This is a genomic window from Streptococcaceae bacterium ESL0729, assembly GCA_029391995.1.
Classification (GTDB): Bacteria; Bacillota; Bacilli; order Lactobacillales; family Streptococcaceae; genus Floricoccus.
This window is the reverse complement of record CP113924.1, coordinates 753056-771996: the sequence shown is the minus strand read 5'-3', so window position 1 is coordinate 771996 and position 18941 is coordinate 753056. Positions and strand designations below refer to the sequence as shown.

17 protein-coding genes are annotated in these 18941 nt (G+C 39.2%); 15 read left to right on the top strand and 2 right to left on the bottom strand.

Going from position 1 to position 18941, the window contains the following annotated elements; translation table 11 throughout:
• The first annotated feature begins 41 nt into the window (after positions 1 to 41).
• From OZX68_03895 to OZX68_03845, 11 genes are all read left to right on the top strand, one after another.
• The gene (locus OZX68_03895) at positions 42 to 1112 is read left to right on the top strand and encodes an ABC transporter ATP-binding protein (GenBank protein WEV60077.1); all 1071 of its coding nucleotides are present in this window, start codon (positions 42 to 44) and stop codon (positions 1110 to 1112) included.
• The gene (locus tag OZX68_03890) at positions 1112 to 1990 is read left to right on the top strand and encodes a sugar ABC transporter permease (GenBank protein WEV60076.1); all 879 of its coding nucleotides are present in this window, start codon (positions 1112 to 1114) and stop codon (positions 1988 to 1990) included. The genes OZX68_03895 and OZX68_03890 overlap by 1 nt, the downstream gene beginning before the upstream one ends.
• Positions 1991 to 2809, top strand: coding sequence for a carbohydrate ABC transporter permease (locus OZX68_03885; protein ID WEV60075.1), 819 nt, complete (start codon positions 1991 to 1993; stop codon positions 2807 to 2809). It begins immediately after the preceding gene.
• Complete coding sequence (locus OZX68_03880) at positions 2793 to 4094, top strand: MBL fold metallo-hydrolase (protein WEV60074.1); 1302 nt, start codon at positions 2793 to 2795, stop codon at positions 4092 to 4094. The genes OZX68_03885 and OZX68_03880 overlap by 17 nt, the downstream gene beginning before the upstream one ends.
• A 10-nt stretch (positions 4095 to 4104) precedes the next feature.
• Positions 4105 to 5397 carry an extracellular solute-binding protein gene (locus tag OZX68_03875; GenBank protein WEV60073.1) on the top strand — a complete coding sequence of 431 codons (1293 nt, stop codon included), beginning with the start codon at positions 4105 to 4107 and terminating at the stop codon, positions 5395 to 5397.
• 155 nt (positions 5398 to 5552) lie between these two features.
• Positions 5553 to 8003 (top strand): heavy metal translocating P-type ATPase, encoded by a 2451-nt coding sequence (locus OZX68_03870; protein WEV60072.1) that lies wholly within the window; start codon positions 5553 to 5555, stop codon positions 8001 to 8003.
• Positions 8004 to 8052: 49 nt separating this feature from the next.
• A complete protein-coding gene (locus OZX68_03865) occupies positions 8053 to 8247 on the top strand; it encodes a heavy metal-associated domain-containing protein (GenBank protein ID WEV60071.1) in 195 nt (64 codons plus the stop codon).
• Between the two features lie 103 nt (positions 8248 to 8350).
• A complete protein-coding gene (locus OZX68_03860; GenBank protein WEV60070.1) occupies positions 8351 to 8554 on the top strand; it encodes an XRE family transcriptional regulator in 204 nt (67 codons plus the stop codon).
• 519 nt (positions 8555 to 9073) lie between these two features.
• Complete coding sequence (locus OZX68_03855) at positions 9074 to 9262, top strand: hypothetical protein (protein WEV60069.1); 189 nt, start codon at positions 9074 to 9076, stop codon at positions 9260 to 9262.
• Positions 9263 to 9424: 162 nt separating this feature from the next.
• Positions 9425 to 10174, top strand: coding sequence for a tyrosine-protein phosphatase (locus OZX68_03850; protein WEV60068.1), 750 nt, complete (start codon positions 9425 to 9427; stop codon positions 10172 to 10174).
• A 22-nt stretch (positions 10175 to 10196) separates the two neighbouring features.
• Positions 10197 to 11606 carry a DUF2130 domain-containing protein gene (locus tag OZX68_03845; GenBank protein ID WEV60067.1) on the top strand — a complete coding sequence of 470 codons (1410 nt, stop codon included), beginning with the start codon at positions 10197 to 10199 and terminating at the stop codon, positions 11604 to 11606.
• 24 nt (positions 11607 to 11630) lie between these two features.
• On the opposite strand, the gene OZX68_03840 is transcribed toward OZX68_03845, so the two are convergent.
• Positions 11631 to 11939, bottom strand: a complete 309-nt coding sequence (locus OZX68_03840) for a hypothetical protein (GenBank protein WEV60066.1) — start codon at positions 11937 to 11939, stop codon at positions 11631 to 11633.
• 36 nt (positions 11940 to 11975) lie between these two features.
• Entirely contained in the window at positions 11976 to 12992 is a 1017-nt protein-coding gene (locus OZX68_03835) for a lactonase family protein (protein WEV60065.1), read from the bottom strand.
• Positions 12993 to 13566: 574 nt separating this feature from the next.
• Between OZX68_03835 and OZX68_03830 the strand changes: the two genes are divergently transcribed.
• The 4 genes from OZX68_03830 (at position 13567) to alsS (ending at position 18914) form a co-directional block, all read left to right on the top strand.
• A complete protein-coding gene (locus OZX68_03830; GenBank protein ID WEV60064.1) occupies positions 13567 to 14760 on the top strand; it encodes an AI-2E family transporter in 1194 nt (397 codons plus the stop codon).
• Positions 14761 to 14762: 2 nt separating this feature from the next.
• The gene (locus OZX68_03825) at positions 14763 to 16019 is read left to right on the top strand and encodes a tetratricopeptide repeat protein (protein WEV60063.1); all 1257 of its coding nucleotides are present in this window, start codon (positions 14763 to 14765) and stop codon (positions 16017 to 16019) included.
• Between the two features lie 129 nt (positions 16020 to 16148).
• Complete coding sequence (locus tag OZX68_03820; GenBank protein ID WEV60062.1) at positions 16149 to 17174, top strand: alpha/beta hydrolase; 1026 nt, start codon at positions 16149 to 16151, stop codon at positions 17172 to 17174.
• 81 nt (positions 17175 to 17255) lie between these two features.
• A complete protein-coding gene (gene alsS, locus OZX68_03815) occupies positions 17256 to 18914 on the top strand; it encodes an acetolactate synthase AlsS (protein WEV60061.1) in 1659 nt (552 codons plus the stop codon).
• The last annotated feature ends 27 nt before the right edge of the window (positions 18915 to 18941 follow it).

Below are 18941 nucleotides of genomic sequence, written 5' to 3'. Positions count from 1 at the left end.
TATTGTTAAGAATATGTACTAAAAAGAGCGGAGGAAGTTTTATGCTAGAAGTTATCGATATCAATAAGACATTCGATAATGGATTTGAAGCCCTAAAATCAATTAATTTTAAGATTGAAACTGGGGATTTGGTTTGTTTATTGGGTCCAAGTGGTTGTGGTAAATCAACCATCCTAAATATTATAGCTGGTCTTTTGAGCCCAAGTAATGGTGATATAAAATTTGATGAAAGGTCTGTGGTTGAAGTTGAGCCTAAGGATAGGAATATCGGCTTTGTCTTCCAAAACTATGCCCTTTATCCCCACATGACCGTTCTTGAAAACATCATGTTTCCCCTAACTGTGGGAGCTAAGAAAAAAGATAAGGCTGAGGCCCGTGCCATTGCTGAAGAGTACATGGCTCTTACCAACATTGAAGAGTTGGCTGATAAAAAACCTGGTACTTTGTCAGGCGGACAGCAGCAGCGGGTAGCCATCACTCGTGCCCTTGTCCAACAGCCAGAGGTTCTCTTATTGGATGAGCCCCTAAGTAACCTTGATGCAAGGCTTCGCCTTAAAATTCGTGAAGAAATTCGCCGCCTGGTTAAGGAAGTTGGGATTACAACAATTTTTGTAACCCATGACCAGGAAGAAGCCCTTTCAATCAGTGATAAGATTATTCTTTTGGATCAGGGAATTGTCCAACAAAATGATGATCCGCAAAATCTTTATTTGGAACCAAATAACCTTTTTGTGGCTAAGTTCATTGGTAATCCAATCATTAATACCTTTGATGTTGAGGTAAAAGATGGCCTTCTTAGCTTTGATGGTTACTCACTTCCGCTAACAAAGTTTGAAAATTCAAGATTTAAGACTCAACTTACTGACGGAAAATATGTTTTAGGTATTCGTCCTGAGGATGTAATCCCAGTTGAAAATGGAATTTTCACTGCTGAAATAAGCCAGGTTGAGTTAATCGGTCGTGAGCGTATTCTTAACTTCTTCTTAAATAATGACCGCCTGAAATCAATCGTAAGTATAGAACAAGCAATTGAAGTAGGACAAAACCTATCTTTTGACTTTGCTTACAATAAGGCCTTTATTTTCAAAGAAGATGGTGAAAGGGTTTATTAATGTTTAAAAAATATAAGCCAGAAAATCAGCTCAAGGCTTGGTTATTCTTACTACCATCTTTGGCTGTAATCTTTATTTTTAATATTTATTCGCTCTATAAATCTTTCATGCTTAGTTTTCAAAAGGGAAACCTCTTAAATCATAGCTATGCAGGGGTTGATAACTACAAGAAGGTCATCCAGGATCCAGTTTTTCATAAGGCCTTAAAAAACACGGCCATTTATGCCTTTTCCGTGGTGCCAATAGCCCTTATCCTCTCCCTTGTTATTGCTTGGATAATTTTTGAAAAGGTTAAGAATAAAAGTCTCTTTGAAACAATCTTCTTCATGCCCTATGTAACATCAACAATTGCAGTAGGGATTGTCTTCAGATACTTTTTCAATGAAAACTACGGGATTATCAACTATTTTCTTGGCTTTTTCGGTGTTAAACCAATCAACTGGCTTAACAGTACCGGGATGAGTATTCCGACCCTGATAATTTTTGGGATTTGGGGCAGTCTTGCCTTCAATATCATCATCCTTTTATCAGGTTTTAGAAATATTGATGAAGAGCATTATAAAATTGCTAAAATGTTTGGGGCAACTGACTGGGAGATTTTCAGAAGAATCACCTTCCCACAACTTATTCCAACCATTGCCTTCTTAATTACAGTCAACTTAATTGGATCATTTAAGGTTTATACCCAGGTTTATGCCCTCTTTAATGGTCAAGCAGGTGTTGCCAATAGTGCCACAACCGCCGTTTACTACATCTATGATAAATTCCATGTGGTAGGACGTCCTGGTATTGCTATGGCTGCAACAGTTATCCTCTTTGGAATTATCCTGCTTGTAACCTTTATCCAAAACAAACTACTAGAAAAGGTGAATAAATAGATGAAGAAAGTATCAACCATCCTATCTTATACCTTTATTATAGCTCTGGCCCTTATGACCTTGTTCCCCTTCATTTATATGATTTTAGCAGGTCTTATGACCTATAGTGAAGCAACAAGTATGCCACCTACCTTTATTCCAAAAACCTTCCAGTTTACCAACTATGCTCAGGTTTTTGAAAAGGCACCCTTCATTCGTTATTTCTTTAATACAGTCTTTGTATCTTTAGCCATAACAGTTGCCACTCTTGTAACCTCAGTTCTAGCATCATTTGCTTTAACAAGTCTTCAGTTCAAGGGTAAAAAGATTGTCTTATTTATCATGGTAGCCCTTCTGATGGTACCCTATGAATCAATTATTTTTACCAACTACAACACAATTGCTCGCATGGGTCTACTAAATACCTACACGGCCTTAATCATTCCTTTCTTGACCAGTATATTCTACATCTACTATCTGAACGGGTACTTAAAAGCCATTCCAATAACCTTTTATAAGGCAGCAAAAATTGACGGAGCAAGTGATCTTGAGTACATCTGGCGAATTTTAATTCCTATGATTAAGCCAGCTTTAGTAACAGTTGGAATCTTGACCTTCATTTCAAGTTGGAATTCATTCTTGTGGCCGCTTCTTGTGACCAATGATAAGACCTACCGTCTACTAAATAATGGACTATCAGCCTTTACAAGTGAAAGTGGGAATGATGTTCACCTTCAAATGGCGGCTGCTACCCTAACAGTCATTCCAATTTTGATTATCTACTTCATCTTTAGGAAAGAAATTATTAGAGGGGTAACCAAAAATGGAATTAAAGGATAAAAACAAAACAATCGTCCGCTTTCATAGCGGAATAATGACTATCGGTGGGACAGTAATCGAGGTTTCTTATAATAAATCAAGAATCTTCTTTGACTTTGGAACAGAATTCCGTCCAGAGCTTGACCTAAAAGATGAAAAACTTGATACCCTGCTTGAAAACAGATTAATCCCAGAGCTGTCAAATGTCTATGATTCAAGACTATCAGAAAATTTACCAGTGGTAGCAGATGATTTTGAAGACACAGCAGTCTTCATGTCCCATGTTCATTTGGATCACTCGAAGATGATTAACTATTTGGACCCAAGTATTCCCCTTTATGCTTACGAGGAAACAGAAAAACTTTTAAAGTCCTTAAACCGTAAGGGCAGCTTCTTAATTCCTTCACCCTTTGAGGAAAAGAATTTTGTAAGACCTGTTACCAAGGTTGTTAAGGGTGAAAAGGTCCAAATTGGTCAAATCACTGTTGAGATGACCCCAGTTGACCATGATGCTTACGGGGCAAGTGCCTTTCTTATTCGCACACCTGACAAATTTATCGTCTATACTGGCGACTTGCGTCTTCATGGTCATGATGCTAAGGACACCATCAACTTTTGTGCTGAGGCCAAGGGTTGTGACCTACTTATGATGGAAGGTGTAAGCATTAGTTTTTCTGACAATGCCCGTGAGCTTGATGTTAAGACCTTTACTGAGGATGATTTAATTGAAACTTTGGTAGAACTAGAGCTTGAAAATCCAAATCGTCAGATTACCTTTAATGGGTATCCAGCCAATCTTAAGCGTTTTGAAAAAATTATTGAAAAGTCCCCTCGAACGGTAGTTCTTGAGGCCCAAATGGCAGCCTTACTTTTAGATATTTTTGGCTTAAATGTACCTTACTACTATTCCTTTACTAAAAGTGAGGGGGAAAAACTTTCAATTTTAGACGAAAGTCTGGAAGTTCCTTATGACATCCTATTGGAAGATAAGGGTGACTACCTCTGGCAGGTAGTTGACCAGCATGAAAACTTACAGGACGGATCCCTCTACATCCATAGTGATGCTGAACCCTTGGGGGACTTTGATCCAGCCTATGCTAAGTTTTTAGATCTTCTAGCTAGTAAAAAAATCGAATTCGTCCGTCTGGCCTGCTCAGGGCATGCTAGACCACGCGATTTAGATAAAATTATTTCTATGATTCAACCCAAACTATTGGTTCCAATCCATACGCTGAAACCAGAAAATCTGGACAACCCGTACGGTGAAAGAATATTACCCCAACGTGGGCAAAAAATTATCTTATAAGGAGAGTAGAATGAAACTCAAAAAATTGGCAACTCTTGCACTTACAGCAGCAAGCATTACAAGCTTAGCAGCCTGTGGTGGGAAAAGTGATTCTAAGGCCAGCAAAAGTGATGCAAGTATCGTTACTGAAATCAAGGACGACACAACAATCACTTTCTGGCATGCCATGAACGGTGAACAGGAAAAAGCTCTTACAAAAATCACTGAAGATTTTGAAAAAGCTAATCCAAAGATTAAAGTTACCCTACAAAACCAACAAGCTTACCCAGACCTTCAAGCAAAAATCAACTCAACCCTACAGTCGCCAAAAGATCTTCCAACAATTTCACAAGCCTACCCAGGTTGGTTGTATGACGCTTCTGAAAATGAAAAATTAGTTGACCTAACTCCTTATATTGAAAATGAGACAATTGGATGGGGTAAACAAGAAAAAATCAAAGATAGCCTTCTTGATGGGGCAAAAATCAATGATGTTCAATACGGTATTCCTTTCAACAAGTCAACAGAAGCTCTTTTTTACAATGAAGACCTTCTAAATGAATACGGTGTAAAAGTTCCAACAACCATGGAAGAACTTAAACAAGCATCTAAAACAATCTACGAAAAATCTGGTGGAAAAGTTGTTGGTGCTGGATTTGATTCCCTATCTAACTACTACCTACTTGGTATGAAAAACGAAGGAATTGACGTAAGTAAAGATACTAAATTCGACAGCAAGGAATCTCAAAAGGTTGTAAACTACTATGCTGACGGTGTTCAAGAAGGATACTTCCGTACACCAGGTTCTGACAAATACATGTCTGTTCCATTTGCTAGCCAAAAAGTTGCAATGTTCATCGGAAGTATTGCTGGTGAAACTTATGTAGCTAAAGATGCAGCAAGTGCTGGCTTCAAATACGGTGTAGCAGTACGTCCTGCTAAATACGACCTCCAACAAGGTACAGATGTTTACATGTTCTCAAGTGCAAGCGATGAGCAAAAAACAGCTGCCTTTGAATTCATGAAATACCTTTCATCTCCAGATGTTCAACTTTACTGGGCACAAAAAACAGGTTACATGCCTATCCTTGACTCTGTAATCAAGAGCAAAGAATACCAAGAATCTGCAAATACTAAGGTTCCAGCTATCCTAGAAAAAGATACTGAACACCTTATCTCATTCCCAGTTACAACAAATGCTAACGCAGCCCTAAACACAGAAGTTCGTTCAATCATCGAAAACATTCTTACAAATCCTAAGGGAGACCGTGAAAAAATGTATAAAGATGGTGCAAAACAACTAGATGACGTTTGGAACCAATAAGATAAAAAAACAAGGCCTTGGGCCTTGTTTTTTTCTTGAATTTATATTCGAATAATTTGACTTACTAGGCTTATTGGTATATCATGCAGATATGATGAAGTTTACATATGTAAACAATTATATTGAACTTTTCCAAGTAAGATGGAGGTGTTATTTTGGCTAAGGAAGTTTTTAATTTAGAAGGTATGTCATGTGCCTCTTGTGCTCAAACAATTGAAAAAGTTGTCGGTAAATTAAAGGGAGTTGATAGTGCAAGTGTTAATCTGATTACTGAGCGATTGACAGTTGAAATCAATCCAGATTTGGTGACTGATGCTGATATTATAAAGGCTGTTGATAAGGCAGGCTATAAGGCTTTTAGTCAGAAGCCTAAAGGAGCAAGTGCTCCCATGAAAGGGATGGACATGCACCAAGGTGATATGTCTGATATGAAGATGGATCATCAAGATATGAACATGTCTGGCATGAAGATGGATCATTCTAACATGTCTAATATGGATATGCCTGGTATGAAGATGGATCATTCTAACATGTCTAATATGAACATGGATGATATGGACATGGCAGGGATGGACATGGACGATATGGGAGACATGGGGCTTGGTAACAATAAGGACGAGCGGATGAAGAATCTCTGGAAGAGGTTTGTTTATTCAGCTATTTTCACCGTCCCTCTTTTATATGTGTCAATGGGCCACATGATAGGTTTGCCCCTGCCTGATTTTATTAATCCCATGACTCACCCCAAGGGATTTGTGACCATCCAGTTTCTTTTGACTTTGCCAGTGATGGTTCTTGGACGTCCTATGTTGGTAGGAGGGATGAAGTCTCTTTTCAGGGGACATCCTAATATGGATTCTCTAGTGGTTCTAGGGACCAGTGCCGCCTTTTTATACAGTTTTTACGGCAGTGTGGAGACCTTCCTTGGAAACCATGAGTTTACCATGAGTCTTTACTATGAGTCAGCAGCTGTCGTTCTTACCCTGATTACCCTTGGAAAATACTTTGAGGCCGTATCGACCGGCAAAACCTCAGAAGCCATTAGTAAACTGGTTAATTTGGCCCCTAAAAAAGCAACTGTTCTTAAGGATGGCCAAGAAGTTGAAGTTCCAGTCAGCCAGGTGCAAGTTGGAGACTTGATTTTGGTCCATCCAGGAGAAAAAATCCCCGTCGATGGTGTCGTAACCAAGGGATCTTCTTATGTTGATGAATCAATGATAAGTGGGGAAAGTACTCCGGTTGAAAAGAAGGTGGGAAGCCAAGTTATTGGGGCAAGCATCAACAAGAATGGAAGCTTTGACTTCAAGGTTGAAAAAGTCGGCCAGGACACAGCCCTTGCCCAAATTATTAAATTAGTCGAAGATGCTCAGGCTTCTAAGGCCCCAATTGCCAAACTTGCTGACCAGGTTTCTGGTGTTTTTGTACCAATCGTAATGGTCTTAGCCCTTATATCAGGTCTCTTTTGGTACTTCCTGGGTCATGAGTCATGGATTTTTGCCCTAACCATTACAATCTCTGTTCTTGTAATTGCCTGTCCTTGTGCCTTGGGACTTGCAACCCCTACATCAATTATGGTAGGAACTGGTAAGGGAGCTGAAAACGGTGTCCTAATTAAGAGTGGGCCAGCCCTTGAAGGAGCTGGTAAAATCACAGCCGTTATGCTTGATAAGACTGGGACCATTACTCAAGGTAAACCTCAGGTTACAGATTTATTAGTTTACGGTGGAGCAAGTCAAGACGATCTCTTACGCCTTGCTGGATCTGCTGAAAAATCATCAGAGCACCCTCTTGCTCAAGCTATAACTGACAGGGCCAAGGCTCAAAATGTTAACTTTTCAGACCTGACAAACTTTGAAGCAGTCACAGGCCATGGAATTAAGGGTCAAATTGATGGCCAAGAAATCTTCATTGGAAATCCTAGCTTGATGGCGGATAATAAAATCGCAGTTGATAGCCAGGCTTTAAATGATGCAGAAAAATTATCTAGTCAAGCTAAAACACCAATTTTCATTGCCTATAATGGTAAATTAATTGGTATAATAGCTGTGGCTGATGCCCTTAAACATGACAGCAAGGAAGCTGTCGCAAGGCTTCATAAGATGGGAATTAAGGTTGCCATGGTGACTGGAGATAACGCTAAAACGGCCCAAGCAATAGCTAGTCAGGTGGGAATTGATCAAGTTATAAGTGGCGTACTACCTGAAGGCAAGGTTGACGAGGTCAAAAAACTTCAGGCTCAAGGCTATACAGTTGCCATGGTCGGGGACGGAATTAATGACGCTCCAGCCCTTGCCCAAGCAGATATTGGGCTAGCCATAGGTTCAGGGACTGATGTGGCCATTGAATCTGCTGACATCGTGTTGATGAGAAGTGACCTGCTTGAGGTACCTATTGCTATTGAGCTAAGTCGGGCGACCATTAAGAACATTAAGGAAAATCTTGTCTGGGCCTTTGGTTACAACCTTTTAGGGATTCCAGTGGCCATGGGGGTTCTTCACTTCTTTGGTGGTCCCCTCTTAAATCCAATGCTTGCAGGAGCTGCTATGAGCTTTAGCTCAATTTCGGTCCTCCTCAATGCCTTACGTCTAAAAAGATTTAAACCATAAGACATAAGAATAGAAGTATAAAATTTAATAAATGGGAGGAGAATGATAAATGATTAAAACATATGAAATCTCTGGCATGAAGTGTGAAGGCTGTGCCAAGACAGTCAAAGAGAGATTCCAAAAAGTTGCTGGAGTAGAAGACCTTAAAATTAATCTGGCTGATAAAAGTGTCCAAGTAGAGGGACAGGTATCGCCTCAAGATTTAGCCCAAGCTCTTGCAGGAACAAACTATTCCCTTATTTAAAAGAAAAGACCCTCAATTTTGAGGGTCTTTTTTTGGAAAAAAGTGTTTGTATATCTGCTATAATGAAGTATGACTAAACTGTAGGATAGGAATGGAGGACAATATGAGCCAAAAGATAGCAGATTTAGACCTAATAGAGTGGGTACTGGAAACCCAAACAGGCTATAAGATTTTTAAGGGGACAGGTATCGCCCAATCTACTATTAGTGACTGGAAAAAAGGGAAAACCTTGCTTGAGAAGATGACACTTGCGAATGCCGTCAAGTTGACCAATTACGCAAAAAAATTGAAGGATGAGCAAGTTTAAGAAAAAACAAAAAAAGTTTAGCATTGAAACAAAAGGTTTAATCGTAATCGCTGTACTAATATGATTACGATTAAACCAATTGATTGCTAAACTTTTAGACAAGTAAGCAAAGAGACTCAGCCTCTTCTTACTATTTCGTTCATTATACCATGTGTAGATAAAGATGTAAGAAAAAACAGTTAAGGAATTGGTCCTAAATAAAAACAAAGGAAATAGTCGCGTGAATAAAGGTAATAAAAAACCATTCAAACATAAGATTACGATAAAGGTGCAACTTTTCATTATCTCGTTTGAATGGAAAATAAAATTTTAGTAGCGGGGGGGTTAATCCCCTTCTACATTTTATATAATTATACACTAGACTATAAAAAATACAATGGCAAAAAAATTTAAAAAGAGAATCGGAAAAGTTGAATCTACTTTTATAATAAGAAAGACAACCAGAAAAGAAAAAATCGATTTTTTGATAGGGTTAGTGATAATTGCTATCCTAATCATATTATGGAGGTACTTCAACTAATGGCAACATCACAGACCGAAGCCAATAAACGTTGGCAGGAAAAGAATAAGGAGCGAACTCGCTATTTAAATGAGCGTTCAAGGTCACGCAGTTTCATTAAAAATAAGGCGACTCAGGAAGACCTACTTGAGCTTAAGAAACTTATAGACGAAAGGCTTGCCGAGGAGAATATTCAAAAAGATTCTTGAAACAAGTAAATATCATTATTTAGCCATGCAAAAGTCATGGCTTTTACCATAAGTTGGCTTAAAAAAGCTGGTAACACCTAACTTCTCTTTAGATAATTGACAAAAAAACTCCTTTACCCTAAGATTAAGTAAGAATATGTTTAGAAAGAAAGGAAAGTTGAAATGAGAGAGGCTATGATTACAAATTTTAGGGATATTGGGGGCTACGAAGGTCAGGGTGGTCGCTTGGAAAAGGGTATTTTTTTCAGGAGTGGGCAGCTCGTTGACCTTAATGAGGTTCAGGAGCAATTCTTGGAAGATACCTGTAAGCTTGATAAAATTTATGATTTTAGGAATCAAGATGAGGTCAAAAAGGACCCTGATACATCTTTACCGTCAGTTGACTATGTCCACCTTGATGTCTTGGCTGACTTAAATGATGGAAGTTCAGCTTCCCTTGAGGATATGTTTGCTGAACTCGGCGATATTGAAGAAGCCATGCTTAGAACCTATGAAGAGATTGTTTTAAGCAAATCGGCTAGAAGCTCCTACCATAAATTTTTGTTGGATTTGATTGATAAAAAAGAAAGTCGAATCTTCCACTGTTTTGCAGGCAAGGATAGGACAGGTTGGGGAGCCTACTTGATTTTAAAAATAGCCGGTGTGTCAGAAGAGGATATCCTTGAAGACTACTTGAAGACCAATCAAGCCAGAAAGGAAGCAAATGATTTCATTATCAACCAGTACAGGGATCAAATAACTGATGAGGAAGTTGCTGCCTTAGAATCTGCCCTGACCGTTAAGGAGGAGTACCTAAATCACGCCATTAAAACTATTAATGACAAGTACGGAAGCTTTGAAAACTATCTCTTGGAAGGTCTTGACCTACCAGCAACTTATGAAGCTACCTTTAAGGAGATGTATCTCCTTTAGGAAAAATAATTGAGGAAACAAAATGGAAAATATAGTCTGCCCCCACTGCGGTGAACAAATTACAATTGATGAAAACAGCTATGCTGACATCCTAAGACAGGTTCACACCAAGGAGTTTAAGCGTGAAGTTGAGGAGAAGCTAAAAAATCAAAAAGAAAACTTCTTGAAAGACAAAAAACTTGAAGAGGCAGAGTTAAGGGCGGAGTTTGAAAATCAAATTTCAAAGATGCAGCAGAAAAAGGCTGAAGAAATCCTTAAGATGGAGCACAAGCATTTTGAGGAAAAACAAAGGCTTGAGAAGGAAGAAAGTGACTTTAAAGGTCAGCTTGAAAGGGATTTGGCTAAAAAACAAGCTGAAATTGAGAGTTTAAAAAACCTTGTAGACAACGGAAAAACAAACTTAGAACTTGCGGTTGAGCGTGCTAAAAGTGAGTTGAAAGAAGAATTGACTTCAAAGAACCAGGAAATTTTAAACCTTGACCATCAGATTAAGCAGATTGAAGCTGAAAAAAATTCCATGATTAAGGAAGTAAAACTTGAGCAGGAAAAAAATCTTGCAAGTCTTACTAATGAACTCCAATTTCAAAAAAGTGCATTTGAGCTGGAAAAAAATAATCTTATGCTGGAACATGAGCATGAACTCAAGCAAAAGGATACAGAGATTGACTTTTATAAGGATCTAAAGGCCAAACAATCTACTAAAATGGTTGGAGAAAGCTTGGAGCAGCACTGTGAGCTTGAATTCAATAAGCTTCGGATGACAGCCTTTAAGAATGCTTATTTTGCAAAAGATAACGACGCTAAAAGTGGCAGCAAGGGAGATTATATCTACCGGGAGGTCGATGATTACGACCAAGAAATAATCTCTATTATGTTTGAGATGAAAAATGAAAGTGACCAGACAGCCAGCAAAAAGAAAAATGAGCACTTCTTTAAGGAGCTTGATAAGGACCGCAGGCAGAAAGATTGCGAGTATGCCATTTTAGTTAGTCTTTTGGAGGCAGATGATGACCTTTATAATACGGGAATTGTGGATGTTTCCTACAAGTATGAAAAAATGTATGTTATAAGACCTCAGTTCTTTATCCCCATGATTACCCTTTTGCGGAATGCAGCCCTAAATTCAATGAAGTACCGCCAGGAACTAGCTCAGATGCGAAAGCAAAATGAGGATGTGACAAATTTTGAAAGGGAACTTGGTGAATTCAAAAAAAGCTTTGGCATAACAGCCAAAAACTTCAATGGAAATTTAGAAAAACTTGACAAGGAACTTGAGAAGAGCATTAAAAGTCTGACCACAGCCCGTGATGAGCTGAGGAAGGCCCGCAATAATCTAGGAACAGCTGAAAATAAACTTGATAACCTAACCATCAAAAAACTAACCCGCAATAACCCTACCATGCAGGAAAAGTTTGATGCCTTAAATCATTAAAAAAACGACCTTGAGGTCGTTTTTTTAATTGATTCCACGCTTATTTTGGTGGTCATCCATCAATTTTTCAAGATTTAGGTCGTACTTGTCGGCCAAAATAATCAGATTGTCCAAAAGTTTACCCAAATCGTCAGACAAAAGCTCCTTTGTTTCAGCAATTTTCTGCTTATTTTCAAGCGGCTCAGCCAAGACTTTCTCTGTCTCATCCACTGACCTAATCAGTTGGTCAACTCCCTGCCTGAGGAAGTTGATTCTAACATCAGGATCGTACTCATACCAACCCTTATCCCTATAAAAATCAATTGTTTGATTAGTATATTCCTTAAAATCCATATGAATAACCTCTTTTCTCGTCAATCTAGGGGTATTTTAACTCTTTTGCCCTTCAATGTACACACAAACGGCTTCAGGAACTTTAAAGTCATGTTGAATTTCAGTCAAAAGCCCTGTTTTTCCATCGACTGCGTAGCTAGTAACATTATCACTATCCTGGTTGGCTGCAATCAAGATTTTGCCATCAGATGAAAGGTTAATGTCCCTTGGAGTATTACCAAAGGTTGAGATTGTCTGTAGGTGCTCAAGACTTCCATCAGCCAGAGTTTTAAAGGCAGCGATACTGTCATGTCCCCGATTACTTGCGTAAACAAAGCGGTCATCAGCTGAAATTCTGATTGCTGCTGCCCCGTTAAATCCTTGGTGGTCAGCTGGCAGTAGACTTACCTTTTGAATGAAGGTAAAAGCACCCATTCCCTCATAAGACAGCACTTCAATTGTTGAATCAAGCTCACAAATGAGGTAGGCAATATTATCGTTTTTCTTGAAAACTATATGACGAGGACCAGCACCAGGACTTGTTGTGTAGCGGTTGATCTCAGTTAATTTTTCACTAGGGTCATAGGTCACCACCTGATCAATTCCTAAATCACAAGTTACTAGATAGCCATCAGGAGTCAAGTCAGCAAAGTGAATGTGAGAACTTGCTTGATTTTCATGGGGACCAGAACCCAGGTGTTCAACCTTGTCCCTTAGAACTAGAGCACCGTTTTCTAGGCGTTTATAGGCCAAGAGTTGCCCCTTGTGGTAGTTAGCCCCGTAGACTAAGTCCCTTTTTTCATCGACAGACAGGTAGCAAAGGGGAGCACCAGCTTCAACCACATGATTGATGAGCTTCCCATTCTTATCAAAGGCTGCAACCCCACCTTCTTGTTCGACAGCACCAACGCTATAAAGGTGCCTTTCTTGGTCAATAGCCAGATAAGTGGGACTTGGCTCTTCAATATAGGCCTCTAAATTGCTCAAAAGCCCACTTTCAGTATCAAGATCTGCCCTATAAATCCCCTTGGCCTCGCGGCGAGTGTAGCATCCAAAATAAATTTTCTCTTCCATAAAATTACCCCTTCTGTGATTTATTTATCTTTATCATAGCATATTTTAAAAAAATTTATGATTTCAAACTATATGACCCTTAGTTCAAGCTTGAAAGATTGCCCAAAAAGAGTAGACTGGTAGCATAGGTTGTTTTTTCAAGGAGGAGTAGATGAGTTTTTTAAGTAAGTACCTGTGGTTAAATTTCATATTTTTTATTGGTCTTTTGGAGTTTTCAGACCTTATTCCCTACTGGTATTTTTTGATAATTTTACTGGTAGCAAATCTTTTTTACCTGCCTAAAATAAGGATTAAGGCTGATATTTTTAAGGTGATATTCTTTTGGGTTACTTGTTTATTAGTATTTATTTGTGCCTATCTAACAAACTTTAAGCTTGGTCTATTTTATAATCTTTTATTCCTACCCAGCCTTTTTTCACCCAATCCCCGCTTTGATCTTCTTGTAAAAAAATTAATAAAGATCAATTAATAAAGACCTTAGGTCTTTTTTTGTTTAAAAGATTCTGACATTTTAGCTTTACCTCCAGAATGTGGTATAATTTAAGGACAAATCAAAAGAATTGTAGGTACATGAATGAATCAAAACAGGTCCTTTAGAACTTCCTGGTTCTATAAACTTTTCATCAATAACCGGGTTACAACAACCCTTGTAGTCTCGCTTTTACTGCTAATTAATCTTTTCTTAATCAGTAAGCTTGGTTTTATCTTCGAGCCCATCCTAGAATTTTTGGGAGTTATCTTGCTTCCAATCGTCCTAGCCTCGATATTTTACTATATTTTAAATCCAGTCGTTGACTGGCTGGAGAAAAAAGGAATCTCAAGATCCATTTCAATTATTTTTCTCTTCCTCTTCTTGATTGGTCTTATCATTTTTTCTTTGGCTGTCTTTATCCCAAGCCTTATTGACCATGTTCAGAGTTTTTTAGTTAATATTCCTAATTATGTAAGTAGCGGTCAAAAAAGGATTAGTGAGCTTATCAAGCAACCTCTTTTTGAGCAGTACCGGCCGCAGATTGAAGAATTCATAAATAATACAGCCAGTAAATTAATTGAGGCTTCAAGAGATATCTCACGAACTGCTGTAAGTAGCGTTACAGGCTTTGTTTCAACGGCAACCAGCGTCTTTGTCTCAATAGCCATCATGCCTTTTATCCTATTTTACCTCCTACGTGATGGTCGAAAATTAAAGGGCTATGTTACCAAATTTTTACCTGACAAAATCCGCCATCAGACAGCTGAAATCTTGGTTGATGTCAACAATACCCTCTCTAACTATGTCAGGGGACAGGTCATTGTAGCCTTTTCTGTAGCTGTAACCTTGAGTATCTTATTCTCAATTATTGGGCTTAGGTACGGGATAACCATCGGTGTAGTGGCTGGATTTTTAAATCTAATTCCTTACTTGGGGTCATTTGTAGCCCTTTTGACAGCACTTTTAGTCGCTTCAGCAACGGGTCCCATTATGATTGTCAAGGTTTTAGTCTGCTTTGCCCTTGAACAATTTATCGAGGGGCATTTAATATCACCTTTAGTCCTCGGTAACAAGCTTAAGATTCATCCGGTAACTGTTCTGATTGTTCTCTTGACATCAGGAAAATTATTGGGCCTTTGGGGGGTGCTTTTAGGGATACCTGTTTACGCATCAATCAAGGTTATTATATCTTATTTTTATACCTGGTATCGTAGGGTTTCAGGCCTTTATAGTAAGCCCTTGGAGCTTACTGTTGAGGTTGAAATAAAGGATTTAAAAAGTAAGGAGGACAAGTAAGAATGTCTTATGCAGAACAAATGATTGAGGCCTTGCACGGCCAAGACCTTGATTTAGCTAGTGAGCTTTTAAGTCAGGCCTTAAAATTTGACGACCGAGAAATCCTGGTTGATTTGGCTGAGTACCTTGAATATATGGGTTTTCAGGAGGAAAGTCGCAGGGTTTACGACAAGCTTATAAGTAGCAGCTCAGATGATACAGGAATTTACATCAATCTGGCCAGCATGGCAGCAGATGATGGGGATTTTGATAAGGCTTATGAGTATTTGGCAGAAATTCCAGAAGATGATGAGAATTATCTGGCAGCCTTGGTTGAGACTGCTGACCTTTACCAAATGGAAGGTTTTTACGAGGCAGCCCTTGAAAAACTTAAGGAGGCACAGAGGCTTTCAGACACGCCTCTTGTCAATTTTGCCCTGGCTGAGCTTTTATATAGCCAAGGAAACTTTAAGGCTGCCATTGATACTTATGTAAAACTTGATGTGGAAGAAATCTACCAGGCCACTAAAATTTCCATCTATCAAAGGATAGGAACAGCCTATGCAAGCCTTGGCAAGTTTGAGTTATCCCTAGAATACCTTGAAAAGTCTCTTGACCTCTTCCATGATGACAATGTTCTTTTTGAGCTGGCAAATATCAACATGGAACTTGGAGAAAATAAAAGATCAATTGCCTACTTTAAGCAACTTGATCTTTTAAATCCTGATTTTCATGGCTATAATTACCTTTATGCTCAAGTTTTGGACAAAGAAGGTGATTATAAGGAAGCCAAGTCGATTGCCCTTGAAGGCCTTAAAAAGAACAATCAAGATGTCCCCCTCCTTCATCTTTTGTCAAAACTTTCCTTCCAGCTCCATGATTTTAATGATGCCGAAAAATATCTGATTCAAGCCCTTGATTTTGCGGACATGCATGATGAAACAGTCTTTCTTTTAAGTAATCTCTACCTTGACCAAGAAGACTATCAGGCTGTTTTAAATCTAAAGAGTTTGTTGGATGAAGAACACCTTTTAAGCTCATGGAATTTCGCTAAGGCACACTTGGAGCTTGATGAGGAGGATGAGGCTGAGGAGATATTTGATAATCTCAAGCAATACCTCTCAAACAATCCTGATTTCCTACTCGACTATATGGAGCTCTTAAAGAGGGTGGGTCGTCATAATGACTTTAAAAATCAACTTGAAGCCTACCTTAAACTTGTACCAGATGATGAAAAAATGCAGGCCCTTTTGGCTGATTTTGATCAAGATTGGTATTAATAGTCGTAAGCATAAAAACCTCCCTGGGGAGGTTTTTTTATTTAAAAATTACTAGCCATTAGTTAAAAATAGGAATCAAGCTGTGAAAATGATATCATAAAAAAGAGAAAGTGCTTTCAAGGAGATTAAATGAAAAAGATATTACTTAAAATTTTACTGGTTATTATTTTGACTGTCCTAGGACTTTTTGTCTGGTTTTATCAATCACCAAGACCTGGGGCCTTCATCATTCGACAAGTTTTTGACCTTGATGCCAGAAAAAAGAAGGAGGAGATGGAGCAAGTCTTGCCCTCTTTTGATGTAGAGCTTAAGGAAAATATAAATTATCAGTCAGCAAATTCCAAGTCTCTTTTGGATATTTACCTGCCAACTAAATTTGAAGGGAAGCTTCCAGTAATTGTTTGGACCCACGGAGGAGCCTGGATATCAGGCGATAAAAGTGATACGAGTCCCTATTTTAAGATGCTTGCAGCTAGTGGATTTGCTGTCGTGGCCCTGAATTATGATTTAGCCCCCCAAAAGAAGTATCCAACAGCCCTCAATCAATTGAACGCGGCCTATAAATTTATCAATGATCAAGCAAGCAGCTATCATTTTGATAGCAGTAAAATTATTCTTGCAGGAGACTCAGCTGGTGCACAACTTTCTGCCCAGATGGCAACCCTTATCACCAATGAAACCTATGCCAGCAAACTTGGAATTAAAGCTAACCTAGCCCGGGAAAATCTCCTGGCAACGGTTCTTTACTGCGGGATTTATGACATGAAGACTTTAGCCCAGGGGGATGCAAGCTCATCAGCCATCATCTCCTGGGGCTTTAAGACAGCTACCTGGGCCTATCTAGGAAGTAAGGACATAAATAATCCCCTCTACCTGGAAAGTTCGCCCGATCAATATGTAAATAAAGACTTCCCTCAAACATTTATCAGTGGGGGAAATGGGGATGGCCTAACCAAGACCCAGTCCCTTCCTTTTTCAGAAAAATTAAAGGATTTAGGGGTTGAAGTAAGGGAGCTATTTTACCCCCATGACTATGAGCCTGTGCAAAAGCATGAAAATCAATTCGTTCTTGATCAAAGTGGTTTGGCCAATTTTGAAGCCATGGTAGCCTTCCTTAAGGAGCGAATAAGTCAATCAGAGATGAATCATTCTTAAATGGTATTTTTATAACAAGTTAGAATGTTAGTTTTATTTTTTTATTAGTGCTATACTGGCACTAAAAGTCAGGAGGAGAAAATGCTAGAAGAAAAATTTGGAGCTGACCTAGTCGTCGATAGTCTCATTAATCATCATGTGAAATACGTTTTTGGTATCCCGGGAGCAAAGATTGACAAGGTTTTTGACACCCTAGAAGATAAGGGGCCTCAGCTGATTGTTGCCCGCCACGAGCAAAATGCTGCCTTCATGGCCCAAGCCATTGGCCGAATTACAGGGGAACCTGGTCTTGTTATTGCGACGAGTGGACCTGGAGCTAGTAATCTTGCTACAGGACTTGTTACGGCAACAGCCGAAGGAGACCCAGTCCTTGCCATTGGTGGTCAGGTTAAGAGGTCTGACCTTTTAAAGCGAACCCATCAAAGTATGGATAATGCTGCCCTATTTGAGCCAATTACCAAATATTCAGCAGAGGTGCAGGACCCTGAAAATCTATCAGAGACCATTGCAAATGCCTACCGTCAGGCTAAGTTTGGTAAGGCTGGAGCAAGTTTTGTATCCATTCCCCAAGATGTGGTTGATGCTAGAGTTACTGTTGACGCGGTTAAAGCCCTTAAAGACCCAATTTTAGGTTCAGCGACAGAAGAATTTATTGACTACCTAAGTGAGCAGATAAAAGAAGCCAAGCTTCCAGTCTTCTTACTTGGTAGTGGGGCTTCAAATGAGCGAGTTACCCAAGCAGTCAGAAATCTTCTTTCTAAGGTAGCCCTACCCGTTGTTGAAACCTTCCAAGGGGCTGGTATTATTTCAAGAGACTTGGAGGAAAATTTCTTTGGTCGGGTTGGTCTCTTTAGAAATCAGCCAGGAGACATGCTCCTTAAAAAATCTGATCTAGTTATAGCTGTGGGCTATGACCCCATTGAATATGAGGCCCGCAACTGGAATGCTGAAATTGACAGCAGGGTGATTGCCATTGATTCCACCTTGGCTGAGATTGATACCTACTTCCAACCTGAAAGGGAGTTGATTGGAGATATTGCAAGTACCCTTGACCTGTTGGCACCAAAAATTTATGGCTATGACTTGCCCCAAGAATCTAAAAACTATCTGATTGATTTAAGGGAGATTTTGAACTTTCCTGATTTATCAGTTACTGAAAAAGAAGGGATTCTTCATCCCCAAGATGTGGTCGCAGTCCTTCAAAAACACGTAAGTGATCAGGAAACAGTCACAGTTGACGTAGGTAGCCACTACATTTGGATGGCTCGTAAGTTTCGCTCCTATAGTCCTCGCCACCTGCTCTTCTCAAATGGAATGCAGACCTTAGGTGTTGCCCTTCCTTGGGCCATTTCAGCAAGCCTTGTCCGTCCAGGTCAAAAGGTTTACTCTGTGTCAGGAGATGGAGGCTTCCTCTTTTCTGCCCAAGAGCTTGAAACAGCTGTTAGACTAAAACTTCCAATCATTCACTTGATTTGGAATGATGGCCGCTATAACATGGTTGAATTTCAAGAGATTATGAAGTACGGTCGCTCTAGTGGGGTTGATCTTGGTCCAGTTGATTTTGTTAAGTATGCTGAGGCATTTGGAGCCCGAGGAATTAGGGTTAAATCTAAGTCAGAACTCGACCAGGTCTTAGAATCAATTGATGCATCAACAGGCCCTGTAGTAATTGATATTCCTATCGACTATTCAGACAATATCAACCTTGGAAAGACCATTCTTCCAGATGAATTTTACTAAATCCTTAAAAAGATTGCTTAAATAACT